We start from the raw sequence: 26,184 nt of genomic DNA, 5'->3' as shown, positions 1-26,184 counted from the left end.
GTGTGTTCGCGCCGGAAGCGGCCATGCGGCGCGCGGCACAGTTGTTCTGCACGCCGCTGCCGGGCTCGCGCGAGCGCGCCCGACGCGCGACTTTCGACGGTGCCGCCATGAGCCAGATCGACATCGACGGCCGTCCCGTCGCCCAATACGTCTGGGGCGATCCGGCGAGACAGCCGTATGTGCTGTTCGCGCATGGCTGGTCGAGCCATGGCGCGCGGATACTGCCGTGGGTCGCGTCACTCGCTGCGGCAGGATATGCGGTGGTCGGTTTCGATCAGGCCGGGCACGGCCGCAGCAGCGGCCAGCGCAGCACGCTGCCGGAGTTCACCGACCTGCTGCTCGCCATCGGCCGCCGCCACGGTCCGGCGGCGGCCGTGATCGGTCATTCGCTCGGTGGCGCCGCGGCTGCGCTGGCGCTCGCGCGCGGAATGCAGGCCAAGCGCGCGATCCTGATCGCGCCCGCAGCCGATCCGGTCGATGCCGCGCACCGCTTCGCACGCATGGTCGGCTTGGCCGAGCACCTGTGCCGACGCATGTTCGCGATGTTCGAGGCGCGTCTCGGGACCGGGTTCGACGCCCAGCAGGCGCATCGCAACGCGCCCTGCATTGGCCGGCCGGCGCTGATCGTGCACGATCTGGAGGACCCCGACGTGCCGTGGGCGGAGGGTGAGCGCTGGGCACGTCACTGGCGCGCGGCGCGGCTGCTCAGCACCCAGGGCCTCGGCCATCGCCGTGTCCTCGACGACGCCACAGTGATCGCGGCCGGACTGGCTTTCCTGCGCGGCGAGGAAGTCGGAGATCGCGTGGTGTCGTCGCCAAACCTGCCGTTCGGCCTGGCCTGACATGGCTGGAGCAACCAGGCCCGGGATGCGTGAACCTGCTATCTCGGTGCGGTTTGCCGGGCATCCGCTGGCGCTCTAAGCTCGCCGCCTGCATTGCGCTCGGCCTGCTTCACCGGCCGCCCCCCAAATTTCCGCAAATCGGCCGCGGCTCGCCGCCGTGGCCTTGGTCGACATCCATGCCCCTAGCCTCCCGACAACCTGCCTGCAGCCGCTCGCCCGCCCGGACGGACCACCGCCTTGACTGAGCTGATGACGTTGGAAGAAGTGCTGAAGAGCCAACCGCACAAGATCGTCGAGCGCGACGGCGTGCGCTACACCCTGCTGGGCACTGCGCACGTCTCCCAGGCCAGCGTCGAGGCGGTGCGCGATGCGATCGGAAGTGGCCGGTTCGACGCCGTCGCCGTCGAGCTCGATGCACCGCGCTTGCAGGCGCTGAGCGATCCGGACGCCCTGTCCAAGCTCGACCTGGTGCAGGTGCTGCGCACCGGCCGGACCGCAATGTTTGCCGCGAACCTCGCGCTGGCCGCGTACCAGCGCCGGCTGGCCGAACAACTGGGCATCGAGCCGGGCGCCGAACTCAAGCGCGCCACCCTGGAGGCGCGCCATCGCGAGTTGCCGGTGCATCTGATCGACCGCGAGGTCGGGCTGACCTTCAAGCGCGCCTCGGCGCGGCTCGGGTTCTGGGGCCGGGCCAAACTGGGCAGCGGCCTGCTGGCGTCGCTGTTCACCGACGAGGAAGTCGGCGCCGAGGAAATCGAGAAGCTCAAGCACGGCGACATGCTGGAGGCGAGCTTCAGCGAATTCGCCAGCGAAAGCCCGGCGATCTACGAGACGGTGATCGCCGAGCGCGACCGCTACATGGCCGCGCGGCTGCGCGAAACGAGCGGTGATGCGCGCGAAGTGCTTGCCGTGGTCGGCGCCGGTCACCTGCAGGGGCTGGCGCAGCACCTGCACGAGGAGAGCCGCGCGCCGGCAAGCATCCGCGAGGAGCTCGAGGCGCTGCCGCAGAAGAGCACGATCCCGTGGTTCACCATCCTGCTGGCGACTTTCGTGCTCGGCGGCTTCGCCTGGGGCTTCTGGCAGGGCGGCATCGATGTCGGCTCCGACCTGCTGCTGCAGTGGGTGCTGGCCACCGGCGTGCTCGGCGCGATCGGCTGCGCAATCGCCGGCGGCCATCCGCTGAGCATCCTGGTGGCATTCGTCGCCTCGCCACTGACGCCGCTGCATCCCGCGCTGGCCTCCGGCACGCTCAGCGCGTTGACCGAAGCCTGGCTGCGCAAACCGACCTACGCCGACTTCATGGCCCTGCGCGATGACGTGCAGACGATGCGAGGCTGGTGGCGCAACCGCGTCGCCCGGGTGCTGCTGAACTTCTTCCTGACCAGCCTGGGCACCGCGATCGGCGTGTGGACCGGGGGGCTGCGGATGCTGGGCAAGCTGGTCGGTTGACCGTACGTAGGGCGGGTTTCAACCCGCCATCGTGATGCCACAAGGCGGGTTGAAATCCGCCCTACGGCGCTTTACGACCCGACGCGACGGAACCGCCCATTCGCGCGTGACCTGGCGGCTGCGGTGTGGCAACCGGTTCTGGTTCGCGGCTGAAGCCGCTCCTACCAAAGCGGAGGGTGGCTTCATTCGACCTGCAAGGCGGCCACGGATGCGCCTGCCATTCCCGGCTCGCGCCTGCCGCGGGCACGCCGCACGACCCGGGCGGTACCGTTGCGCAGGTCGTCCAGGATCGCGTAGATGGTCGGCAGGAACAGCAGGCTGACCACGGTCGAGAACGCCAGGCCGCCCGCCACCGCGCGCGCCATCGGCGAATAGCTCAGGCCGCCGAGCACGACCGTCTGGCTCAACGAGATCGGCACCATCGCCAGGATCGCCGTGCCCATCGTCATCAGGATCGGCCGCAGGCGCTCGCGGCTGCCCTCCACCAGCGCGTCGGTCCGCGACATCCCGCGCCGGCGCAGGTTGTTGATGTGCTCGACCATCACGATGCCGTTGTTCACCACCACCCCCATCAGCACCAGGATGCCGATGAACGACATGATCGTGAACGACGTGCCGGTGATCCAGAACAGCCAGAACACGCCGAAGATCGAGAACAGCACGCAGCTCATGATCGCCGCGGGGAACAGCAGCGACTCGAACACCGCCGCCATCACCACATAGATCATCACCAGCGCGATCAGCAGGTTGAACATCATCTGCTGCATCGCCTCCTGATCATTCTCGAACCCGCTGCCATCGAACGAGTAGCTGTAGCCCGGCGGGAACGCGACGCCATCCAGCGCAGCTTCCATCGCCTCGCGCGCTTCGGGCATGGTGGTCTCGCCGGCCAGGTTGGCCAGGATCGTCAGCGTGGTCTGGCGATCGGTGCGCCTGATCCGGTTGGCCGCCGGCTGCACGTCGACGTCCACCATGCTCAGCAGCGGCACGCTGCGGCCGTCGGGCGCGCGCACCGTGAACGCGGCGATGTCGTTGACGTCAAAGTCCTCGGCACCGGCGAAGCGGACCCAAACCGGCACCTCGGTCAGCCCGCGCTTGTACTCGCGTAACTGCGAGCCACGCAGCGCCAGGCCGACGAAGCTCGATACCTGCTCGGCGCTGAAGCCGAACGCTGCCGCGCGTTCGCGATCGACCCGCACGATCAGCTCATTGTTCTGGTCGCCGGCATCCACCCGCACGTCACGCAAGGCCTCGCTGCGGGCTAGGATCGGCACGATGTCCCCGGCCAACTCGGCCAGCATCTGGCTGGAATCGCCGACCAGCATCACCTGCGCATTCTGGCCCGGGCCGCCGCCCTGGTTGTCCTGTCCGCGGATGCCGATCTCGGCACGCGCGGACTTGGGCAGCTCTTCGCTGATCACATCAGTCAGCGGCTTGGTGTCGCCGATGCTGTCATCGAAGGTGACCATGGTGCCGGCGTTACCGCCCTCGCCGAACCAGGAATACACCTGGGTGATGTTGAAACGCTCGCGGTTGTCGTTGAGGTAGTTCTCCACCCGGAGCACTTCATCGGACACCTGCGCCTTGGTGTAGCTGCCCTTGAACTGGTAGTAGAGGTTGGCCTCGTTGCCACCGCCGCCGCCGAACATGTCGAACTTGGTCTGGGTCATCGGCACGACACTGACCGCGACGATCAGCACGATGCCAACCACGCTCCAGCCGCGGTGCTCCAGGGTCCAGCGCAGGATCCCGGCGTAGCGGCGCTGCATCCGCGGGATCAGCCCGCCCGCACCCCGCTTCCCGGCGCCCGACTCCGCCTGCTGGCTGACCGCCGGCGGCGTCTTCATCCGCGCCGAGAGCATCGGGATCAGGCTGACCGCGACCAGCCACGAAGCTAGCAGCGACACCGAAATGGTGATCGCGATCTGCGCCATGAAGATGCTGATGTCGTTGGTCTCGCCCAGCAGGTTGGGCAGGAACACGATGCAATGGCACAGGGTGCCGGCCGACAGCGCGATCGCCACGTTGCGGGTGCCGATGATGGAGGCCAGGTAGGGCTGCCCGGGCATGCGCTCGCGCTCCTGGTAGATGCTCTCCACCACCACCACCGCGTTGTCGACCAGCATGCCGACCGCGAGCAGCAGGCCCATCAGCGACAGCACGTTGAGGGTGACGTCGACGAAGTACATGAATCCCAGGGTGATCACGAAGCAGATCGGGATCGCCAGCGTCACCATCAGCGTAGACGGCCAGTGCCGCAGGAAGAAGAACAGCACGATGATCGACAGCGCCAATCCGACAGCGCCGGCCTCAGCCAGCTCCAGCAGCGAGCCGGTGACCTCCTCGCCCTGGTTGTGGATCACCTTGACGTCGACCCCACGCAGCGCCGGCTCCTGGCGGATCTCCTCGATCCGCGCGAGCACCGTGCTGGAGACTTCCACCAGGTTGGCGTTGCGCTCCTTGAAGATGTCCAGGCCGACCGCCGCGCGCCCGTCCAGGCGGCGACCAAAATCCATGCGCGCCGGTTTCAGGTCCACATCGGCGATGTCCGACAGGCGCAGGCCCCGCGTGTCGATCACCAGGTCGCGCAGTTGCTGCAGGTCGGTCAGCTCGCCGACCGGCTGCACCCGGAAGCGACGGCCGCCGTCCTCGATCTCGCCGGCCGACACCGAGAAGTTGAGCGCGCGCAGGCGGGCGCTGAGCTCGTTGAGGCTCAGGCCGTGCGCGCTCAGGCGCTCAGGATCGATCGCGATCTCGACCTCGTTGGGCGCTGCACCGCTCACCTCCACCCGCGCCACGCCGGGGATGCGTTCCAGCGGGCGCTTGAACTCGCGGTCAATCAGGTCGTAGGCGCCGGTCAGGTCGATGTCGCCGGCCAGGCGCACGCGCAGCACGGCTTCGTCGGAGGTCGAGAAGTTGAACACGTTGTAGCGCTGGAGATCCGCTGGCAGCTCATCGCGGATCGCATCCAGACGCTCGCGCGCCTCCGAGGCGGCGATGGCGACATTGGTGTCCCAGTCGGAGTAGTAGATCTCGATGAAGGCGCCATCGGCGTTGGCGCCACCGCGCATGCGCTCCAGCCCGCTCATCGTGGCCAAGGCTTCCTCGGCCGGGCGTAGCACGGTGCGCTCGACCTCCTCCGGGGTCGATCCGGGATACGGCAGCTGCACGAACACGCCGGGGAACGAGATGTCCGGCAGCGCCTCCAGCGGCAACCGGACCGCCGCGATCAGGCCGATCACGACCATCGACACGAACAGCATCACCGTAGTGACGGGGCGTTTGAGGCTGAGCTCGGCGATGCTCATGCCGGCTGCTCCGCCTCGCCTGCACCAGGATCGATGCCAGGCTGCACCCCGCGGCGACCACGCACGCGGTAGTACCCGTCGGCGCGGCGATCCAGCAGGTCGTACACCACCGGGATCACCACCAGGGTCAGCAGGGTCGATACCAGCAGGCCGCCGATCACGGTGATCGCCATCGGCGAGCGCACCTCGGCGCCCTCGCCCATCGCGATCGCCAGCGGCAGGAAGCCGAACAGCGTGCACAGCGTGGTCATGATGATCGGCCGCAGGCGCGAACGCGCGCCTTCGACCAGCGCATCGCGCTTGGCCACGCCCGCCTCGCGCAGCTGGTTGACCTTGTCGATCAGGATGATCGCGTTCTTGGTCACCAGCCCGACCAGCAGGATCAGCCCGATGAACACCACCACCGAAATCGAGTTGCCGGTCACCAGCAGCGCCAGCACCGCGCCGACCATCGCCAGCGGGATGGTGAACAGGATCACGAACGGGTGCAGCAGCGATTCGAACTGCGAGGCCATCACCAGGTAGACCAGGAAGATCGCCAGCGCGAACGCGAACAGCAGCGACTTGACCGACTCGGCCAGTTCCTCGCCCTGCCCGCCGATGTGCATGCGCACGTCGGTCAGTGGGCTTTTAGAAAGCCTGCCCTCGGCGACCATCTGCTCGACCTCCGCCACCGCGGCGCCCAGGTCGATATCGCGCAGGTTGGCCGACACGATCGCCACGCGCACCTGGTCGGCGCGGTGGATCTCGCTCGGGCCGGTGGTGGAGACCACATCGGCCACCGACTCCAGCCGCACCGAGCGGCTGCTACCGGGATTGACGATCAGGCGCCGGATGTCGTCGAGCGACTGCCGGTCCGATTCGCGCGCGCGCACCAGCACGTCGATCTTGCGGTCACGGAAGCTGTAGCGCGTGGCGACTTCGCCGCGCACCTTGGTCACCACCGCATCGGCGATCTGGCGCGTGGTCAGCCCAAGCGCGGCGGCGCGGTCCTGGTCGAAGCGGATCTGGATCTCCGGGAAACCCTGCTCCACCGTCGAGCTGACATCGGCGTAGTGCGGGTTGTCGCGCAGCATCGCGGCCATGTGCTGGCCGGCACGCTCCAGCGTTTCCAGATCGTCGCCGCGCAACTCGATCTCCAAGGGCGTGGAAAAGCTGAACAGCTGCGGCCGGCTGAAGTCCACCTGCGCCGACGGATACGCGGTCATGCTGTCGCGCAGGCGCTCGGTGGTGGCCGCCTCGACCGACTCGCTGCCGCCATCGGCCATGACCACGGTGAGCTTGCCGATGTTCTCGCCGCTCTCGGTCGGACTGGCGTCCAGCCGCGTGCCGCTGCCGCTGACGCCATACAGCGCCGCCACGCCGGGCTCGTCGCCGTGGCGCTGCTGGATGTCGCGGACCAGCCCGTCGGTATCGCGCAGCGGCGTACCGGGCGGAAGCTTGACGGTCATCTCGAAACGGTCCTGCGCCAGTTGCGGGATCAGGTCGGCCCCGAGCATCGGCACCATCAGCAGGGTCAGGGCGAACGCCGCCGCAGCCGCGCCGAGCACCATGCCGGGGCGCTGCATCGCCGCCGGCAGCAGCTTCATGTAGCCGCGTTCGGCGCGGGCGTAGGGCATCATCGCGATGTCGCTGGCCTTGCGCATCACCGGCCCGACCACCGCCACCACGCCGCGCCAGGCGCGCACGAACACCCACACCAGGCCGAAGAACACGCCGCGCGAACCGGCACCGATGCCCCGCTCGGCCAGTGCCAATGGCTTGTGCAACTTCGATTCGGGCTCCCAGCGAGGATGCGGTGGCTCCTCCGGGAAACCCATCGGCGGCCGGCCCTTGATCGCGCTGAGCATCGGGATCAGTGTCATCGACACCGCCAGCGAGATGCCGATCGCCAGCGCCACGGTCAACGCCTGGTCGCGGAACAGCTGCCCGGCGATGCCCTCCACGAACACCAGCGGCAGGAACACCGCGATCGTGGTGAGGGTGGAGGCGACCACCGCCATGCTGACCTCGCGGGTGCCGGTGATCGCCGCCTGCAGCACGCCCAGCCCGCGCTCGCGCGCCTTGGCGATCGATTCGAGCACCACGATCGAGTCGTCCACCACCAGCCCGGTCGCCAGCGCCAGGCCGCCGAGCGACATCACGTTGAGGCTCAGCCCCATCTGCTCCATGAAGAAGAACGTGGTGATGATCGAGACCGGCAACGACAGCCCGATCACGAACGTGCTCCAGCCGTCGCGCAGGAACAGGAAGATGATCAGGATCGCCAGGAAGCCGCCGATCACCGCATCCTTCTTGACGTCGGCAATGGCGTGGCGGATGAACTGCGACTGGTCGTCGAGCACGGTCAGTTCGAAATCCGGCGGGATCTGCGCCTTGACCTGGTCCAGCCGCGCCTGCACCGCGTCGGCAGTGGCGACGGTATTGGCGTCGCCTTCCTTGTAGATCGCCAGTTCGACCGCCTCGCGGCCGCCGAGGCGGATGATCGCCTCGCGCTCCTTGTAGCCCTGGCGCACGGTCGCTACATCCTTGAGCCGGATCGGCATGCCGCCGGCGACCGCGCCGGAGGATGAGGACGCACTCTGCACCGAGGCCGCCGCCGCCATCGAGCTGGCATCGCCGCTGGCCGCCGCTACCCGCGCCATCTGCTCGGCGGCGCTTGCAGCCGCGCCGCCGCCGGCGCTCTGCGTGGTCACCAGCATCTCGCCGATTTCATCGACGCTGGCGAACTGGTTGACCGTACGCACCAGGTAGCGCTGCGAGCCTTCCTCCAGCCGCCCGCCGGAGACGTTGACGTTCTCCTGCTGCAGGCGCTCGATGACGGTGGCGATCGGCAGGTTGAGCTGGGCCAGGCGCTGCTGGTCGATGTCGACCTGCACCTCGTCCTCCAGGCCGCCGCCGACCTTGACCGCGGCAACGCCGTCGACCGGCTCGAGTTTCTTCTTGAGATCCTCATCGGCGTAGCGCCGCAGCACGGTGAGCTGACGTACCGATTCGCTGTCGTTTGCCTGCCCTTCCGCGCCGGCCGCGGTGTCCTTGGCCGACAGCGCCAGGCGCAGGATGGGCTGGGTCGAAGGATTGAACCGCAGCAGCACCGGCGCCTTGGCCTCCAGCGGCAACTGCAGCACTTCCATCTTGTCGCGCACCTCCAGGCCGGCCTGGTCCATGTCGGTGCCCCAGGCGAACTCCAGCACCACGTCGCTCTGGCCGGTGCGCGACACCGACTTCAGCTTGCGCAGCCCCTTGACCACGCCGACCGCCTCCTCGACCGGCTTGCTGATCAGGGTCTCGATTTCCGACGGCGCCGCACCGACGTACTCGGTGCGCACCGTCAGCGTCGGATAGCTCAGGTCCGGCAGCAGATCGACCTTGAGGTTGCCCAGCGCGATCAGGCCGAACAGCAGGAAGCTGATCGTCACCATCGCCACCGTCACGCGGCGGCGGGTGGAAAACTCGACCAGGTTAAACGGGGTTGCGTCGTCGCGATGGTGCGGCGCGCCGTCGGCGGGAGGGTGTCGCTGGGAGTTGCTCACGGAATCGCTCACCTGGCAGTCCTCGCGCTTACTGCTGGTCGGCCGGGCTGACTGCCGGTGCACTCGCCACCTGCGGCGCCACCGGCTTGTCGCCGATCACATGCACTGCGCTGCCGTCGCGCAGCGCGGCCTTGCCGGCCACCACGACGCGGTCGCCGCGTTGCAGGCCTTTGCGGATCTCCGCCCAGGCGCCATCGAGATACCCCAGCTCGACCGGCACGCGCAGGGCCTTGCCGTCGCGCACCGCGAACACGGCCGGGTCGCCGGCGCCATCAAGCAGCGCCAGGCGCGGCACCACCAGCGCGTCGGCGCGCTGGTCGTAGGCGATGCTGATGCGGCCGAACATTCCCGGCTGCAGCAGGCCATCGCTCTGGAACGCGGCGATCACCCGGAACGTGCCGCTGCCGGCATCGACCACCGGTGCGATGCGATCGATCGTGCCGGTGAAGGTCCTGCCCGGCAGCGCATCGACGCTCAGCTCCACCGGCAGCCCGGGCTGGAGCGTGGCCAGTTCGCGCTCCGGCACGTTGAGCACCGCTTCCAGGCGCGAGGTGTCGACGATGCGGAAGATCGGCGTGTTGATCTGCACGAAGTTGCCGGTCTTGATCGAGCGCGAGGCGATCACCCCGGAGATCGGTGCGGTGACATTGGCGTAGGACACCTCCAGGTTGGCCAGGCGATTGGTCGCGCGCGCATTTTCGAGGTCGTACTTGATCTGGTCGAGGTCGTTGGCGCTGAGCAGTTGCTGCTCGGCCAGCTGACGCGAGCGCTGGTAGTTGCTCTGCAACTTGGCCATCTGCGCGGCCGACTGCGCCGCCTGCAACTGCGCGCGGGCCGAGTCCAGGCGCACCAGGGTCTGGCCGGCACGGACCACGTCGCCCTCCTCGACCAGCACCTCCAGAGCCACCCCGGAGGTCTTGGCGACCACCTGCGACTCGCCGCGCGCCTCCAGCGGCGCGGTGCCGGTGTAGCTGGCGGAGATCGCGCGCAGCGAGGTCTCGGCGACTTCGACCGGCACCGCTTCGGGCGCCTCCTGCTCGGTGGTCTTGGCCTGCGCATCGCCCGGACCGCCGCCGCTGCAGGCGGCTAGGGCCAACGTGCAGGCCAGTGCGAGTGCGGCGGCGCGGGCATGGGCGCGGTGGTGCGAACGAATCTGGAGGCGCATCTCAGTTATCCCGAATGTGGCTGTCGGCCGGCCTGTATGCCGGTGTTGTACGAAGGTATATCACCCATCGGAAAACCCGCATCCGCCGAAGGTCACGGTGACTGCCGCCATGCCCCTCGGCGGCGAGCCGCGACAGGCCCGTCGAGGACGCGGTTCCGTCGTAGAAGCAGGCGACGCCCGCGACCGGCGGTCACGCTGCGATCGGGCATGGCGGACTCGCTCGGTGGACCCTGCAGGTCGGCTCGGCGGCGGGGCCTACGCCCGGCGGATGCGGCCTGCGAGACAAGACCTGGATGCACCCGACCCATCGATACAAAACCGCAGCGGTTCGTTGCGCCGATGGCGCAAGCTATACTTGGCCAGTTGCGTGGTTTCCGGTGTCCCGTTTACGGTTTTCCGCAGTGCCCGGCGCTGGACCGGCCCGGCGCGGAGGAGGCGGACACCGAAAACAGAAGAGCCGAAAACGCGCTTCCACCCTTTCGCCAGCCATTGAGATTGCGGACCCAGACATGATGCGACCGTTGACGATCGCCGCCTGCCTCGCCCTGGTTTTCGCCGCCGCGCCCGCGGCCGCCCAGGACGTTGCCAGCCCCCCGACCACCGCGCCGACCACGACCGTGCCGACCGTCGCCTCCGCCGAAGCCTCGAGCGTGTCCAGCGTCCGCGGCAATGCCGAAACCGGCCGCATGCTGACCTACACCTGCCAGGGCTGCCACGGGGTGGAAGGCTATGAGAACGCCTACCCGAACTACCACGTGCCCAAGATCGGCGGGCAATCGGCGACCTACCTGGTCGGCGCGCTCAACGACTACCGCTCGGGCGCGCGCAAGCACCCGACCATGCAGGCCCAGGCGCAGAGCTTCTCCGAGCAGGACATCGCCGACATCGCCGCCTTCCTGTCGAACCTGAAGTGAGTGAGCTGACGTCCATGACGAAATCACGCCTCTACGCCGGCGTCATCGCCACCGTCCTGCTCGCCGCACTGGCCACGGGTTGTTCCCCCGATTCCGAAGGCGCCGAAAGCGGCGACGCCAACACGGTACCGACCTCTTCGTCGGCCGGCCTGCCCAGCGGCAACATCGTCGCGGGCGAAGAGCGCGCCACCACCAAGGGCGCCGCGACCGGCCAGTCCTGCATTGACTGCCATGGCGTCAACGGCAATGCGCCGATCGACCCGAGCTACCCCAAGCTCGGCGGCCAGTACGCCGACTACCTCGCGTACGCGCTGCAGACCTATCGCGACGGCACCCGCGAACACCCGCTGATGGCGGCCCAGGCACAGAACCTGACCGACCAGCAGATCGCCGACCTGTCGGTCTGGTTCGCCTCGCGCCCGAGCGAACTGACCGACCTGCACGGTGCGCACCAGTAACGCGCTCAGGCCATCCGTCGCGTCCCGAAGGCCTGCTCTCATGCAGGCCTTCTCGGTTCCGGGTACACACCGCCCCTGGCCGCCTCCTGTAGGAGCGGCTTCAGCCGCGAACCAAAACCATCTGCCGACGCCGGGCACCGATCGATCGCGGCCGAAACGGCGGTCGTCGTCCTGCCTTGACGGTCCCGTAGGAGCGGCTTCAGCCGCGAACCAGGACCGTGTGCCGACGCCGGGCACCGGTCGCGGCTGAAGCCGCTCCTACAGGGTAAAACCCACCACCGCTGCTCAACCGCCCGGCCGGATGCTGCCGTTGTCCTCCTGCAGCTCCGGCTTGAAGGGGATGTCCGGTGGCGGCCGCGCGGTGGCGGGCTGCTCGTTGAGGTTCGGGTCGGAAATGCCGCAGCTGCCGCCGAGGCCGAGCATCGAGACCACGCACAGGATGGTCTTGTTGGTGCCCGGGATCGGGATCGCGACTTCGCGCATGCCCCTGCGCACCCATTCGGCCAGCAACGTCTCGTTGGGGCGCCAGTACTGGTCGAACGCGGTCGGCTCGTAATCGATCGGGGGGCGCTTGAGCCAGGTGCCGGAGCGGTCGAGGTCGGTGATTTCGTCGGTCACCGTGCCCGGCGGCATGCCCGGCGATGCCGAACCCGGGGTATCCGCCAGCCGCACGCTGCCGTCGCTGTTGTAGATGCCCGGCTCGTCGCCGCGCTGCGCACCGGGCTGGTCGCGCGCGGCATCGCCCCAGTCGTCCGCCCGCGCAGGCGTCGCCCAGCCGCCTGCGGTCGGTGCCGGACGCGGACCGCTGCCCACCAGCTCGTCGCGTGCCTGGTCCGTAGCGGGTGCCGGCGATGCCGCGGGGGCCGCCTCAGCGGGCAGCGACTCAGCCGGTGATGTCCCCGCCGTTGATGGCGCCGCCGGTGCGGGCCCGGCCTGCGACGGCTCGACGGACGGCGGCGCCGGAATCATCGCCCGCCGCACTTCCGGCACGGTCGCACGCAACTCGGGAGCCTCGATCGGGCGCACCGGCAGATCGCGCTCGATTGCGCGCGACAGCGGCGCCGGCACCTCGCGCACCGCAACCTCCGGCACCCGCTGGGGCAGCGCCAGCGGCGCCGGATCGGGCTGCACGATGGGGCGCAGCGGCGCGGACGGTGGCTGGAATACCGGTTCAGGCTCTGGCACCTCGGGCTGGGGCACGTCGCGGCGGCGCACGATCGGCATCGGCGCACTCAGTTCCGGCGCGGCCATCTCCGGCTCGACGACGCGCGGGGTCGGCGGCGGCAGCAGGAAGACTTCGGTGGCGTCCGGCGCCGGCTCACTGACCGCGAGCGGCTGCTGCGCCTGCGCGGGCGGCGTCGGTACCGGTATCTCGCGCGGTACGACCTCCGGCACCGGCACGTCCGGCACTTGGAGCTCGGGGAGCACCGGGGTGATCTCGAGCGGCGTCGCCAGACTCTCTACCGGCGCCGGCGCTGGCATCGGGGGCAAGGGTGCCGGTGAGGGCTCGACCGGCGCCGGCTCGACCGCCGCAGTCCCGGCCGGCGCCTCATCGGCAGGCGCGGCAGGTGGCGGCGGGACGACCGCCTGCTCGGTCGCGCGCCCGGGGTCGACCGGCGCATCCGGCTGCGGCGGGGGACCGCCCCCGATTTCCTCCGGCGTACCCGTCCCGGTGTACTCGACCTGCACCACCATCTCGCCTTGCGGCGGCGCACTGGCCGGCGGGGCCGGCAGGTAGAGCAGCCACAGAAGCGCCAGCCCGAGCACCAGATGGACCGCCGCCGAGACAGTGCCCGCGGCCCACCGCAGTCCGCGCTCGTCGCTCTCCGCCTCGTGCCACTGCTGCCGCCACATCGCCGAAAACGCCTGCCACTGCGTCATCGACGCCACCCGCGCCGGCGGCACGCTGGGCGGGCGTTGCAGCAACACCGCGGTGAGCGAATCGGCCGAGGCGCCGGTGACCGTTCCGCCCCGCTCATCCATCGAGGCGAACCAGTCCTCCCAGCCCGGTGGAAACTCGCCGGGAGGATGGCTGCCGCGCCACGCGGTCAGGCGCAGCCTGCGCTGCACGAAGTTGATCAGGTCAGCGGCGGAATACATGGATCGCGCCGCGCCGGACTCAGGCCGCCGGGCCCGGGCCGGCCTCGCGGGCGATATACGGCGCCGCCCCGGTATCGTGATCGGTCGCGTCGCGCACCGCCGTCACGCCGGGCACCTTCTCCAGCAGGGTCTTTTCGATGCCCTGCTTCAAGGTCACGTCGGCCATGCCGCAGCCATGGCAGCCCCCGCCGAAGCGCAACACCACCACGCCCTCGCCGGTGACCTCCTGCACCGCGACATGCCCGCCATGTTGGGCCAGTTGCGGGTTGATCTCGTGTTCGACCAGCCAGTGCACGCGCTCGACCACCGATGCCGACTCGCCCGGTGTCTCACCCTTGATCCGCGGTGCGCGGATCTGCAACTGGCCCCCGGTCGCCTGCACTTCGTAATCGATCTGCGCGCCATCGAGGTAGTTCACGCTGGCCGCCTCCAGCCACAACGTGAAGCCCTCGCAGTCCACCGCCCACTCGTCGCCATTGAGATCGACCGGCTCGGTGAACTCCAGCCGCACGTCGGCCCTGGCGGTGCCGGCAGCGACCGCCGACAGGCGCACCCCGAGGCCGGGCAAGGCCTCACGCTCGATCAGCTTGCGGAAATGGGTCTGGGCGGATTCGGAAATCTGGATCATTGCGCGGCTGTGTCCTCAGGTTCGACCAATTCGCGGGCAGCGCCTCGGGCGGATTCGAAAATCCGGAGCATGCGGCTATTCTAACGATCTCCCCGCGGGCGCACGATCAGCCTGCACTCTACGTCCACCGTCGATATGGTCTGTTCAGTCGACCGCGCTGCCGCAAGGAATCCGCCGATGCCCGACCTCGTTCCCCTCGCCCAGGCCCACTGCATCCCGCGCAGCGGCAACGAGCATCGGCTCACCGAGGCCCGCGTGCGCGAGTTATTGCCGGAGGTGCCGGGCTGGGAGCTGGTCGAGGACGGCCATGCGCTGAGCCGGACCTTCAGGTTCGAGGACTACTATCGGACCATGGCGTTCGTGAACGCGCTGGCATTCATGGCCCATCGCGAGGACCACCACCCCGACCTCGGCGTGCACTACGACCGCTGCGTGGTGCGCTACTCGACCCACGACGTCGACGGGCTCAGCGAGAATGACTTCATTTGCGCGGCGAAAGCCGAATCACTGGCCAACTGAAGGAGCGCCATGTCTATTGAAGGCCACTCGACACGGGATCGGCGCCTGGCGCCACGCGCCTGCGCGATGGTCGCCGCCTCGCTGCTGCTGGTGGGCTGCGGCCCCGGCGAGGACGCACCGGCACCAGTCCCGTTTACCGAACTCACCGCGGTCGAAACGCCGCCGCCGGCCTATCCGCCCGAACTGGCCTGCGACGATGTCGGCGGCCGGGTCATCCTGCGGGTCACGGTCGGCCTGGATGGCACGCCCAGCATCGTGGAGGTGGCCCAGAGCAGCCGTACCGCGGCGCTCGACCATGCGGCGCAGGAGGCGGTGCGGACCTGGCGCTTCCGCCCGGCGACCCGCGGCGGGCAGCCATTGGAGAAGACGATCCAGGTGCCGGTGACGTTCACCCCGCCCGCGCTGCGACCGGACGTCTGCTTCGCTCTGGACGAGCAGCGCAACCGCAACGAGTTGTAGACCGGCTCGGGGTCGGCGGTAGGAGCGCCCCATGGGCGCGATCGCCTTGCTACGCAGGTCCAATCGCGCGCATGGCCCGCTCCTACAAACACCGCCCAGGCGATAACGCCGCACGGTAGGAGCGCCCCATGGGCGCGATCGCCTTGCTACGGATGGCGCGGTCGCGGGCATGGCCCGCTCCTACAAGAGACGGAGTTCGCGGACTTGCGAGTGGAGCCTTCCACCAGGTACTCACGGCGCAGCGTGCATCGTGCCGGTTCCGGCGCAGCCGCGGGCCCCGCAGCCACTGCAATCGGCGGCCGCCGCCATCGAGGATGCGAATGCCGACCTTCGAACACGTCAGCTGGGCGGTCGATGCCGCCGGTGTGGTGGTCATCGTGCTGGGCCTGCTGTTCGCGATTGGGCGCTTCGCCTGGCCGGGCCATGCGGCAAAGAACGGGCGCTATCACCAGTTCCGCCAGGACCTCGGGCGCGGCATCCTGCTGGGCCTGGAGTTTCTGGTCGCGGCCGACATCATCCGCACCGTGGCGGTGACGCCCACGCTCCATGATGTGCTGGTGCTGGGATTGATCGTGCTGATCCGCACCTTCCTCAGCATGGCCCTGCAGATGGAGCTGGAGGGCCGCTGGCCGTGGCAGTCGAACCAGTTGCATGGCCGAGCCGACCGCAATGGCTGACCCGGGGAAGGCGCCGCTCCAGTCGCCATGCGGGCCGGTCGGTCACGGCACCGGCGGCGCGCGATACAGGCAGTTTTCGCGCAGCGTCGAACGCCACAGCCACTTCTCGCCGCGCTGCACCGGGAAAAAGACCCTGTCAGCCCATTGACGCTACTCCGACTCCAGCGCCGCCCAGCGTGCATAGGCGACATCGAGGTCCGCCTGCACGTCCGCCAGCGCCATGTTGTCGGCGGTAATCGCGGCCGCATCGCGCTGGTAGAACGCCGGGTCGTTCATCGCCGCGGTGAGCGCCGCCAGCCGGGTTTCCAGCGTTTCGATGCGGTGCGGTAACTGCTCCAGCTCGCGCGCCTCCTTGTAGCTGAGCTTGCGTTTTGCAGTCGCCGGGGCCTCAACCGCTTTGGCGATCGGCGAGGCCGGCATGGAGGCTGACCTGGATGCGGCGGCTGCGCCCGTCCCCGCGCTCGCCGCGGCGCTCGCCAGCGGCCGCTGCCGCAACCAGTCGCTGTAGCCGCCGACGTACTCGCCCACGCGGCCGTCGCTTTCCATCACCAGGGTCGAGGTGACCACGTTGTCGAGGAAGTCGCGGTCGTGGCTGACCAGCAGCAGCGTGCCGGGGTAGTCGCCGAGAATGTCCTCCAGCAATTCCAGCGTCTCGACGTCCAGGTCGTTGGTCGGTTCGTCCATCACCAGCAGGTTGGATGGCTGCGCGAACAGCTTGGCCAGCAGCAGGCGGTTGCGCTCGCCGCCCGAGAGCCGCGTGATCGGCGCGCGCGCGCGTTCGGGAGTGAACAGGAAATCCTGCAGGTAGCCGATGACGTGCTTGTTCTTGCCACCGACCTCGATGAACTCGCGGCCTTCGGCGACATTCTCCAGCGCGTTCCAGTCCTCGCGCAGGGTCGCGCGGTACTGATCGAAATACGCGACCTGCAGGTTGCTGCCGGTGCGCACCTCGCCCGCGGTCGGCGGCAGCTCGCCGAGCAGGACCTTGATCAGGGTGGTCTTGCCGCTGCCGTTGGGTCCGATCAGGCCGATGCGGTCACCGCGGAAGATCGTGGTCGACAGCTCGCGCAGTAGGGGCTTGCCGCCGTAGTCGAACGACACGTCCCTGGCCTCGATCACCTTCTTGCCCGACGATTCGGCCTGGGCGAAATCCATCCTTACGTTACCGGTGAGATCGCGCCGCGCCGAACGTTCATTGCGCATCGCCTTGAGCCGGCGCACGCGGCCCTCGTCGCGGGTGCGGCGGGCCTTGATGCCCTGGCGGATCCAGACTTCCTCCTGCGCCAGCAGCTTGTCGAAGCGCGTGTTCTCCTGCGCCTCGGCATTGAGGCGTTCCTCGCGGCGGCGCTCGTAGTTGGCCCAGTCGCCGGGCCAGCTGGTGACCTGGCCGCGGTCGATCTCGACGATGCGCGTGGCCAGCGCACGCAGGAACCGCCGGTCATGGGTGACGAACACCAGCGCACCGGCCCAGCCCTTGAGGAAGGTCTCCAGCCAGTCGATCGCGGCGATGTCGAGGTGGTTGGTCGGTTCGTCCAGCAGCAGCAGGTCGGGCGAAGAGACCAGCGCACGCGCCAGCAGCACGCGGCGCTTCATGCCGCCGGACAGGCCGGAGAACGCGGCATCACCGTCGAGGCTGAGCCGCTCCAGCGTCTCGACCACACGCTGGTCGGCGCTCCAGCCGTCGGCGGCCTCGATCTTGGCCTGTACCTCGCCCATGGCCTCGGCGTCGAACTCCTCGGCGTGGCTGAGGTGGTGGTACTGCGCCAGCCACGCGCCGAGTTCGCCCATCCCGGCGGCGACCACGTCGAACACATCGCCGTGGGCGCCGGCGGGGACTTCCTGTTCGAGCCGCGAAATCCGCGCCCCGCCCTCGCGCCGGACCTCGCCGTCGTCGGCCTGCAACTCCCCGGCGAGCAGCTTCATCAGGGTGGATTTGCCCGCGCCGTTGCGCCCGATCAGGGCGATGCGCTCGCCGGGCTCGATCGACAGCTCGACATCTTCGAGCAGCAGGGGACCGCCGACGCTGTAGTCGAGGTTGTTCAAGGTGATCAGGGGCATCCGCCCATTCTACGGGGCAGCGAGGTTCAGCCCGCGAGTCCGGCTCACTCCGCGTGCAGTTCCGCCACGCCCCCTGGGATCGGCAGCTCCCAGGAGCCCCGATCGCTGCGTGTTTCGACACGCCGTCGTCACGCCACGTGACCGTTTGAACCCGGCGCCCCCGCTCATTGCCCCGTACCGCGGCGCACGGGGGTTTTCCCCCACGCGACGCGGGGGTAAACCCGGATGGTGCGGCAGCTCGCGGGTTCCCATAGTGATCGGACCTCCACCCTCGAAGGGCTGCCATGAACACCTTCCCACGCACCCGCGCGTCACGTAACCGCACCGTGCTCGGCCTGGCTGTCGCCACCGGCCTGCTGTTGTCTTTCGGCGCCAGCGCCGATGCGCTGATCTCCGGCGATCTGCAACAACGGCTCGACAGCGAACCGACCCACCGCGTGGTCGTCACCTTCAGCGACATGGGCCAGGCCGACCGCCTGCTCGAGCTGACCGCCAGCGTGCACCCGATGCAGCAGCTGCCGATGGCCGGCGCGCTGCTGACCAGCGCGCAGGTGCGCGAGGTCGCGACCTGGGACGGAGTGGAGAGCATCTATTTCGATGCCCCGCTGGATTACTTCAACTACGAGGCCGGCGAGATCACCAACGGCCACAAGGTCCAGGACAACATCGGCCTGACCGGTAAGGGCGTCACCGTGGCGGTGCTCGATTCGGGCGTGGACGCCAATCACCCCGACCTGCAGTTCGGCAGCAAGACCGTGCAGAACGTCAAGCTGATCGGCGACCTGGACCTGGTCGGCGCCTCGGCCGTGGTGGAAAACCAATCCAACACCGACACCAGCAGCGGCCACGGCACCCACGTCGCCGGCACCGTCGGCGGCACCGGCGAGGCGTCGCTGAACGACACCCGCCGCGCACGCTATTACGACGGCATCGCGCCGGGCGCGGACCTGGTCGGCATCGGTGCCGGCGAGGGCTTGAGCATCCTGTACGCGCTGATGGGCTTCGACTACGCGCTCAACAACCAGGAGCGCTACGGGATCGACATCATCACCAACTCCTGGGGCAGCTCCAACAGCGTCTACGACCCCAACAACCCCATCAACAAGGCCAGCTACGAAGCCTATCGGCGCGGCATGGTGGTGTCGTTCGCAGCCGGCAACGACGGCCCCGACGAGGACACGCTCAACCCCTATGCGATCGTGCCCTGGGTGATCAACGTCGGCTCCGGCACCAAGGCCGGCGAGCTGTCGGGTTTCTCCAGCCGCGGTCTTGAGGGCGACACTTACAAGCACATCGACGTGGTCGCCCCAGGCTCGAGCATCTGCTCGACCCGCGCGCCGGGGACCGTGATCGGCGCCCTCGGCCCGGTGGTGAATGCCGACTACCCCAGCTACACCACGTACTACCACTGCATCAGCGGCACCAGCATGGCCACGCCGTTCATCGCCGGCACCGCCGCGCTGCTGCTGGAGGCCAACCCCGACCTGTCCCCGGACCAGATCGAGCAGATCCTGATGGAGACCGCCACCCCGATGCCGGAGCACCCCTACCACGTGGTCGGCGGCGGCTATGTCGACGTGCTGGCCGCGGTGGACCTGGCTTCGCGCACCGAAGGCGAGCGCCAGCGCTTCCTCGACGGCGACACCGCGTGGTCGAGCCAGGGCGAGTGGAACACGATCAGCGACAGCGACGGCAAGCTGGCCTACAGCGGCCGTTGGCAGGCAGTGAACGCCGATGGCGCCAGCGACGGCAGCTACATGAGGGCCAGCGTCAGCAAGAAGTCGGTGCCCCGCCTGAACCTGTCGTTCCAGGGCAAGGCGTTCCAGCTTCAGTACCCGCGCGACAGCAAGGGCGGCGTGGCCGATGTCTACGTCGATGGCATCGCGCGTGGCCGGATCAGCTTCTACAGCGCGACCAGCGATTTCAACGGCAGCTTCGCTCTGAACGGCCTGTCCGCCGGGCTGCACCAGGTCGAGCTGCGCGGCGTGGAGGGATCGACCTACTTCGACGGCGCGCTGGTCGACGGGCAACTGTTCGCGAGCAACGTCGAACTGGTGGAGGAGTCCGAAACCTTCACCGGCACCATAGGGCCGTCGGTCGAGAACCTGGAGATCCAGGAAATCCCGTTCGAGGTTGGTCAGGACGTCACCACGATCAAGGCGCACCTGAGCTGGGACGGTGGCGTGGACATCGACCTGTACCTGCTCGATCCGCAGGGCCAGCAGGTCGCCTCGGCGGCCACCCTGGACAACCCGGAGCTGCTCGAGTTCGCGGTGAGCGAGCCGGGCACCTACACCTACCAGGTCACCGGCTTCGCCACCGTGGTTGCCAACTACACCCTGGTCAGCACCCAGACCCGCGCGGTGGTGACCGCGGACTGACCTGAACCAAGGCGCATGTCGCAGACGGCCGGGGCCCAGGCTCCGGCCGTTTGCGTATCCGGCGTCTCGCCGCCGGCGCTTCAACCCGCGTTTGCAGGCGCATACTGGTCACCTGCCGTGGCATTCCGCCCACGGCCTCCATCGCACCGCGAGGACACGATCATGAGCAAGGGGATGGACCGCAAGAAGGAACAGAAAAAGAAGCCGGCCAAGACCATGAAGGAAAAGCGCGCCGATAAGAGCGAGAAGAAGGCCGCCAAGCCGTTCGCACCGATCTGACCGCCGCCGCCGCGCCGCCGGCGCCTCGTCCAGCGCCACCGGCCGCCTCGGCCGGTGGGCTGCCCTTTGTGCAGGTGTGTAGGAGCGGCTTCAGCCGCGAACCAGAATCGGTTTCTCGAAAAGAAGCGGTAGCCGACCACCGCTTCTCCCGGCAACAGCACCGTCCATGTTCCACGCGAACCCGGCGTACCGGTCGCGTCTGAAGCCGCTCCCACGACCGAATGAAGCCCGCCCTCAGCGTCTACCAACGCTCCCGCACGCTGCGTTCGACCCGGATGTGCTCCGCCAGCCAGTCGTTGCCCCAGCGCCGCACCTGGATGCGGATGAGATCGCCGCGTTCGAGGTTCTCCGGCCGGTAGCGGCGGCCGCGGTACTCGACCGTGGTGTTGCGGTCGTAACGCACCCGCGCGCGATCTCCATGACGGCCGGAATAGTCACGACCGTAACCGCCACCCGCCTCGAGTTCGATCACGCGTGCGCGCGGGTCGACGTAGCCGACGGTGCCCTGCAACTGGTTACCGTACTGCCCGCCGTGGCCGGGGCCATAGTGGTCGCCACGGCCGGAGCCACCGCGATAGCCGTCGCGGACGTTGTGCACGACCTCGATGCTGCGCGCCCACAGGCGTCCGCGCGATTGCGTGGCATCGACGCGGATCACATCGCCGCGTTCCAGTCCCGCGACCGGGTGCTGGCGGCCCTGGTAGTACAGCGAGGTGCGCTGGTCGAAGTACACCTCCACCCGCGAGCCACGCTGGTATTGCGACGGCTGCGCAGTCAGCAGGATCCGGTCGTAGCTGGCATCGACGCGCTCCACGGTGCCGACCAGCGCGTTGGCGCCGTAGCCGGGGCCGGACGCACCGGGGTACTGCTGCCCACCGGGAAAGCCGCCGATGCCGGTGGCGCAACCAGCGAGCAACGCCAGCGCGGCGGCCGCAAGCCACAGGCGCGGACGTGCTGCGGCGGAACGGGTGGGGATCACGTGGTGCAGGATTCGGGCAGCGCGGATGATGGTCATGTGCATGCTCATGCTCCTCGGATACCGACAGCATTCCGCGCCGAGGGTGAACGCGGGGTAATCCGGCATTTCGAGCCTCTACACGACATACGAAGGAAGGACCGCGCCTGCCGTAGAACGGAGCTTGCTCCGCTTGCCTTTCACCGGAATGCCGAGAACAGCAGCCGAGCAAGCTCGGCTCTACCAGGGAACGAGGCAACCGAGCGAACTCGGCTCCACGCCACAGCCGGTGCCATAGCTAGGAACTGCACGACAGCATCGAGCACCCCGCCCGCGACCGCGCCCAATCGGGCCGTCGCTGCGCATAGGCCTCGCGGCCCGGTTGGTCCTCGTAGGGCCGGCGCATGACCTCCAGCAGCTCGACCACCCCGCCGGGGTCGCCGCGCTCGGCGCGGTCGATCGCCTGCTGGGCCAGGTAGTTGCGCAACACGTAACGCGGGTTGCTGGCCTGCATGCGCTGGCGTCGCTGTTGCGCCGTCCAGGCGTCCTGCGCGACACGGGCGGCGTAGCGGTCGAGCCACTCGCGCAACTGCGGCCCGGCCGCACGCCGCTTGCCGTCATCGTAGAACGCCTCCTGCAGGGGCGCGGGCGACGGCGCCGACAGGTCCACGTCAGCCAGCGCGCGGAAGAAGATCGTCATGTCGGCCTCGGCTGCGACCAGCAGGTCCTGCAGGGCCTGCATCAGCGCCAGGTCGCCCTCGGTGCATTCGACCAGCCCCAGCTTGCCCGCGGTGTTGCTGCGATCGGCCGCGGTGTACGCATCGACATAACGCTTCAGCCCGTCCTGCAACCGCTCGACTCCGTCGAACAGCGGCGACAGCGCGCCGGCCAGGCGGCCCAGGTTCCAGTACGCCACCGCCGGCTGTTGGGCAAATCGATAACGCCGGTTCTGCGCGTCGGTGGTGTTGGGAGTCCAGTCCGGGTCGTAGTTGTCGATCCAGCCGTAGGGGCCGTAGTCGATGGTCAGGCCGAGTATCGACAGGTTGTCGGTGTTCATCACCCCGTGCACGAAACCCACCCGCATCCAGTGCCCCATCAGCACCGCCGTGCGCTCGCAGACCTCGCCGAACCAGGCGGCATAGAGCGCCTCGCCATCGCCCTCGCCTGCTAGGTGCGGGAAGTCCCGATCGATGGTGAACTCGACCAGCTGCCGCAGCAGCGCGGCTTCCCCGCGGGAAGCCGGCAGCTCGAAGTTGCCGAAGCGGATGAACGACGGCGCCACCCGGCACACGACCGCGCCGGGTTCGGGCCTGGCGTTGCCGTCGTAGAACATGTCGCGCACCACTGCCTCGCCGGTCGCCACCAGGCTCAGCGCACGCGTGGTCGGCACCCCGAGGTGGTGCATCGCCTCACTGCACAGGAACTCGCGGATCGAGGAGCGCATCACCGCGCGACCATCGGCGCTGCGCGAGTACGGTGTCGGCCCCGCCCCCTTCAGTTGCAGCTCCCAGCGCTCGCCTTCGGGAGCGCCTTTCGGGCGTGCAATCGTCTCGCCCAGGGTGATCGCGCGGCCGTCGCCGAGTTGCCCCGCCCAGTGACCGAACTGGTGGCCGCCGTAGTTCGCCGCGTACGGCTGCATCCCATCGAGCAGCCGATTGCCGCCGAACACCTGCGCGAACTCGGGCGTGGCCACGTCGGCTTCATCGATGCCGAGCCGCGCCGCCATCTCGGCCGAATGCGCAAACAACAGCGGCGCCTCGACCGGCGTCGGCTGCACCGACGACCACGCGGCGCCGTGCACCTGTCTGATGCCGGGGCCGGCATCGGGGTCGCCTGGCAATTCGCGGATGAAACGGTTGTCGAACTCGAATTCCAGCATGGCGGCTCCCTGTAGATGCCATCGGACTGAAGCGCAGACTCAGCCGGGACGCGCCTTGCGCAGACGGGCAAAGCCGGGCCGATCGGGCTGCACAGCCTAGTGACTGCGACCTGCACGCGGGGTGATGCGGCGGCGCCGTCGCGGCGCATGCCCTAGACTGGGCGCCATCCCCCGTAGGAGAAAGTGCCCAATGGCGAAGCCGAACTACAATTTCGAGAAGCGACAGCGCGAAATCGCCAAGAAGAAGAAGAAAGAAGAAAAGCTCGCGAAGAAACAGTCAGCCAAGGCGGACACGGCCACTGGGCCGGAACCCGCGGCACCCCCGGGCAGCTCCGTCGGCAGCGGCTAGTCGGTCCGGATCGCCGGGCGCGAGCGCGCTCCGGCGACCGCAATGGAAGCGAGCCCGATACCGGAGTGGCGCAAGCCGCGACCTTGCGCAGCCGGGCGCGCTGTACCGGTCGCGAAACACCGCGCGTCTTTCCACGCGGGCGGCTGAAGCCACTTCCGATCACGCCGGCACCCGGTCCGGCGGCTAGACTATGCGGTCTTCCCGACCGGCCCCACGCCGGCGTCAACGAGACCTGCGATGAGCGCCGAGACGCCCGCCCCCCCCTTCAAGTTCACCGATCTTGCGCTGTCGGAACCACTGCTGCGCGCCCTGACCGATGTCGGCTACGAGTCGCCCTCGCCGATCCAGGCCGCCACCATCCCACCGCTGCTGGAAGGCCGCGACCTGCTCGGCCAGGCCCAGACCGGCACCGGCAAGACCGCCGCGTTCGCGCTGCCGATCCTGGCCCAGCTCGATTCGACGCGGCGCAAGCCGCAGGCGCTGGTGCTGGCGCCGACCCGCGAGCTGGCGATCCAGGTAGCCGAGGCGTTCCAGAAATACGCGGTGCACCTGCCCGGCTTCCACGTGCTGCCGATCTACGGCGGCCAGGGGTATGCGCCGCAGCTTAATGCGCTCAAGCGCGGCGTGCAGGTCATCGTCGGTACGCCCGGCCGGGTGATCGACCACCTTACGCGCGGTTCGCTGGACCTGTCGGAATTGCGCTGCCTGGTGCTGGACGAAGCCGACGAGATGCTGCGCATGGGTTTCATCGACGATGTCGAAACCGTGCTCAAAAAGACCCCGGCCGAGCGCCAGGTCGCGCTGTTCTCGGCGACGATGCCGCAGCAGATCCGGCGCATCGCCCAGACATACCTCAAGAATCCGGTCGAGATCGCGATCAAGTCGACCACCACCACCGCGGCCAACATCCGCCAGCGCTACTGGGCGGTCAGCGGCGTGCACAAGCTCGATGCACTGACCCGGATCCTGGAAGCCGAACCGTTCGACGCGATGATCGTGTTCGCCCGGACCAAGCTGGGCACCGACGAGCTGGCCGGCAAGCTGGCCGCGCGCGGCATCTCGGCCGCGGCGATCAACGGCGACGTGCAGCAGGCGCAGCGCGAGAAGACCATCCAGAACCTCAAGGACGGCAAGATCGACGTGCTGGTGGCGACCGACGTCGCTGCGCGCGGGCTGGACGTGGACCGCATCAGCCACGTGCTCAACTACGACATCCCCTACGACACCGAAAGCTACGTGCACCGCATTGGCCGCACCGGCCGTGCCGGCCGCAAGGGCGAGGCGATCCTGTTCGTCGCTCCGCGCGAGCGCGGCATGCTGCGCGCCATCGAACGCGCCACCCGGCAGCCGATCGAGCAGATGTCGCTGCCCAGCGTCGAGGCGGTCAACGACCAGCGCGTGGCGCGCTTCCTGGGCCGGATCACCGAGACCCGTGGCGAAGACCTCGGCGCGTTCCGTGAGCTGGTGGAGCGCTACGAGACCGAGCACAACGTGCCGATGGTCGAGATCGCCGCAGCGCTGGCCAAGCTGGTGCAGGGGGACACGCCGCTGCTGATCGACGCCCCGCCCGAGCGGCCGCAGCGCAGCGAAGGACGCGCGTTCCCGGACAGCCGCACGCGCGACGCCGCCCCGCGCGAGGGCCGCGAACCTGCGGCCCGTGCTCCACGCCCGCCCCGGGATTCAAGCCCACGCAGCTTCGACGAACGCAATGCGCCGCCGCCGCGCCATGCCGAACGGCAGTTCACCCCGCCCAGGGCGCAGCAGAACGCGGGCGAGGCCCTGTTCGAGGACGACGCTTCGGCGCCATCGCGCGCGCCCGAGCGTGCCGCGCCGCGCGTCGGTGACATAGGCATGGAGACCTTCCGGATCGAGGTCGGCCACGCCCACGGCGTGCAGCCGGGCAACATCGTCGGGGCGATCGCCAACGAGGCCGACCTGGAAAGCCGCTACATCGGCCGCATCGACATCCGCGACGACTACAGTCTGGTCGACCTGCCCGAAGGCATGCCGCGCGAGTTGATGGAACACCTCAAGCGCGTCTATGTCGCCGGCCAGCCGCTGCGCATCCGCCACGCCGAGGCCGCAGACGCCAGCGGTGGCCGAAGCCGCGGGCCGCAGCCGGGCCATGCGCCACGCGGGGGCAAGCCGCACGGCGGTAAACCGCACGGTGACGGTGCGCGTAAGCCCTTCAAACCGCGCGCGCCGCGTTGAGCCCACCGGAGTGGAGGCGC

At 68.9% G+C, this 26,184-nt stretch carries 19 protein-coding genes; 11 read left to right on the top strand and 8 right to left on the bottom strand.

Going from position 1 to position 26,184, the window contains the following annotated elements; translation table 11 throughout:
• The first annotated feature begins 23 nt into the window (after positions 1 to 23).
• Positions 24 to 842 carry an alpha/beta hydrolase gene (locus ACJQWM_RS09005; protein ID WP_332703955.1) on the top strand — a complete coding sequence of 273 codons (819 nt, stop codon included), beginning with the start codon at positions 24 to 26 and terminating at the stop codon, positions 840 to 842.
• 237 nt (positions 843 to 1,079) lie between these two features.
• A complete protein-coding gene (locus ACJQWM_RS09000) occupies positions 1,080 to 2,291 on the top strand; it encodes a TraB/GumN family protein (protein ID WP_332703957.1) in 1,212 nt (403 codons plus the stop codon).
• 182 nt (positions 2,292 to 2,473) lie between these two features.
• On the opposite strand, the gene ACJQWM_RS08995 is transcribed toward ACJQWM_RS09000, so the two are convergent.
• The 3 genes from ACJQWM_RS08995 to ACJQWM_RS08985 all read right to left on the bottom strand — a co-directional run bounded on the left by ACJQWM_RS08995 (position 2,474) and on the right by ACJQWM_RS08985 (position 10,297).
• Complete coding sequence (locus ACJQWM_RS08995; RefSeq protein WP_332703959.1) at positions 2,474 to 5,599, bottom strand: efflux RND transporter permease subunit; 3,126 nt, start codon at positions 5,597 to 5,599, stop codon at positions 2,474 to 2,476.
• Entirely contained in the window at positions 5,596 to 9,060 is a 3,465-nt protein-coding gene (locus tag ACJQWM_RS08990) for an efflux RND transporter permease subunit (RefSeq protein ID WP_332704006.1), read from the bottom strand. Before ACJQWM_RS08990 ends, ACJQWM_RS08995 begins: the two co-directional genes overlap by 4 nt.
• A 100-nt stretch (positions 9,061 to 9,160) precedes the next feature.
• Positions 9,161 to 10,297, bottom strand: a complete 1,137-nt coding sequence (locus ACJQWM_RS08985) for an efflux RND transporter periplasmic adaptor subunit (RefSeq protein WP_332703961.1) — start codon at positions 10,295 to 10,297, stop codon at positions 9,161 to 9,163.
• Between the two features lie 512 nt (positions 10,298 to 10,809).
• Between ACJQWM_RS08985 and ACJQWM_RS08980 the strand changes: the two genes are divergently transcribed.
• Both ACJQWM_RS08980 and ACJQWM_RS08975 read left to right on the top strand, forming a co-directional pair.
• Positions 10,810 to 11,211, top strand: coding sequence for a c-type cytochrome (locus tag ACJQWM_RS08980; RefSeq protein ID WP_332704008.1), 402 nt, complete (start codon positions 10,810 to 10,812; stop codon positions 11,209 to 11,211).
• 14 nt (positions 11,212 to 11,225) lie between these two features.
• On the top strand, positions 11,226 to 11,669 hold the full coding sequence (locus tag ACJQWM_RS08975) for a c-type cytochrome (RefSeq protein WP_332703963.1): 444 nt from the start codon (positions 11,226 to 11,228) through the stop codon (positions 11,667 to 11,669).
• Between the two features lie 285 nt (positions 11,670 to 11,954).
• Here ACJQWM_RS08975 and ACJQWM_RS08970 read toward each other — a convergent pair whose 3' ends face one another.
• Positions 11,955 to 13,769: a hypothetical protein gene (locus ACJQWM_RS08970; protein ID WP_411306775.1), complete on the bottom strand. Its 1,815-nt coding sequence runs from the start codon at positions 13,767 to 13,769 to the stop codon at positions 11,955 to 11,957.
• Between the two features lie 19 nt (positions 13,770 to 13,788).
• Positions 13,789 to 14,397 carry an NfuA family Fe-S biogenesis protein gene (locus tag ACJQWM_RS08965; protein ID WP_332703967.1) on the bottom strand — a complete coding sequence of 203 codons (609 nt, stop codon included), beginning with the start codon at positions 14,395 to 14,397 and terminating at the stop codon, positions 13,789 to 13,791.
• Between the two features lie 177 nt (positions 14,398 to 14,574).
• On the opposite strand from ACJQWM_RS08965, the gene ACJQWM_RS08960 reads away from it, so the two are divergent.
• The 3 genes from ACJQWM_RS08960 (at position 14,575) to ACJQWM_RS08950 (ending at position 16,052) form a co-directional block, all read left to right on the top strand.
• Positions 14,575 to 14,916 (top strand): 4a-hydroxytetrahydrobiopterin dehydratase, encoded by a 342-nt coding sequence (locus ACJQWM_RS08960; protein ID WP_332703969.1) that lies wholly within the window; start codon positions 14,575 to 14,577, stop codon positions 14,914 to 14,916.
• Positions 14,917 to 14,925: 9 nt separating this feature from the next.
• Positions 14,926 to 15,375 (top strand): energy transducer TonB, encoded by a 450-nt coding sequence (locus tag ACJQWM_RS08955; protein ID WP_411306774.1) that lies wholly within the window; start codon positions 14,926 to 14,928, stop codon positions 15,373 to 15,375.
• Between the two features lie 320 nt (positions 15,376 to 15,695).
• On the top strand, positions 15,696 to 16,052 hold the full coding sequence (locus tag ACJQWM_RS08950; RefSeq protein ID WP_332703971.1) for a DUF1622 domain-containing protein: 357 nt from the start codon (positions 15,696 to 15,698) through the stop codon (positions 16,050 to 16,052).
• A gap of 150 nt (positions 16,053 to 16,202) precedes the next feature.
• Here ACJQWM_RS08950 and ACJQWM_RS08945 read toward each other — a convergent pair whose 3' ends face one another.
• Positions 16,203 to 18,110, bottom strand: a complete 1,908-nt coding sequence (locus ACJQWM_RS08945) for an ATP-binding cassette domain-containing protein (protein WP_332703973.1) — start codon at positions 18,108 to 18,110, stop codon at positions 16,203 to 16,205.
• A 284-nt stretch (positions 18,111 to 18,394) separates the two neighbouring features.
• On the opposite strand from ACJQWM_RS08945, the gene ACJQWM_RS08940 reads away from it, so the two are divergent.
• Both ACJQWM_RS08940 and ACJQWM_RS08935 read left to right on the top strand, forming a co-directional pair.
• Positions 18,395 to 20,491: a S8 family serine peptidase gene (locus ACJQWM_RS08940; RefSeq protein WP_332703975.1), complete on the top strand. Its 2,097-nt coding sequence runs from the start codon at positions 18,395 to 18,397 to the stop codon at positions 20,489 to 20,491.
• 15 nt (positions 20,492 to 20,506) lie between these two features.
• On the top strand, positions 20,507 to 20,770 hold the full coding sequence (locus ACJQWM_RS08935; protein ID WP_411306772.1) for a hypothetical protein: 264 nt from the start codon (positions 20,507 to 20,509) through the stop codon (positions 20,768 to 20,770).
• A 241-nt stretch (positions 20,771 to 21,011) separates the two neighbouring features.
• Here ACJQWM_RS08935 and ACJQWM_RS08930 read toward each other — a convergent pair whose 3' ends face one another.
• The gene (locus ACJQWM_RS08930) at positions 21,012 to 21,791 is read right to left on the bottom strand and encodes a hypothetical protein (protein WP_332703976.1); all 780 of its coding nucleotides are present in this window, start codon (positions 21,789 to 21,791) and stop codon (positions 21,012 to 21,014) included.
• Positions 21,792 to 22,023: 232 nt separating this feature from the next.
• Positions 22,024 to 23,604, bottom strand: coding sequence for a protein adenylyltransferase SelO (locus ACJQWM_RS08925; RefSeq protein WP_332703977.1), 1,581 nt, complete (start codon positions 23,602 to 23,604; stop codon positions 22,024 to 22,026).
• A gap of 190 nt (positions 23,605 to 23,794) precedes the next feature.
• Between ACJQWM_RS08925 and ACJQWM_RS08920 the strand changes: the two genes are divergently transcribed.
• Both ACJQWM_RS08920 and ACJQWM_RS08915 read left to right on the top strand, forming a co-directional pair.
• Complete coding sequence (locus ACJQWM_RS08920; protein ID WP_332703979.1) at positions 23,795 to 23,953, top strand: hypothetical protein; 159 nt, start codon at positions 23,795 to 23,797, stop codon at positions 23,951 to 23,953.
• 237 nt (positions 23,954 to 24,190) lie between these two features.
• Positions 24,191 to 26,164 (top strand): DEAD/DEAH box helicase, encoded by a 1,974-nt coding sequence (locus tag ACJQWM_RS08915; RefSeq protein WP_332703982.1) that lies wholly within the window; start codon positions 24,191 to 24,193, stop codon positions 26,162 to 26,164.
• Positions 26,165 to 26,184: the final 20 nt, after the last annotated feature.

Origin of the sequence: Novilysobacter longmucuonensis, assembly GCF_046600735.1 — a bacterium.
Lineage (GTDB): Bacteria > Pseudomonadota > Gammaproteobacteria > Xanthomonadales > Xanthomonadaceae > Novilysobacter_A > Novilysobacter_A longmucuonensis.
This window is presented reverse-complemented; position numbering and strand designations above follow the sequence as displayed.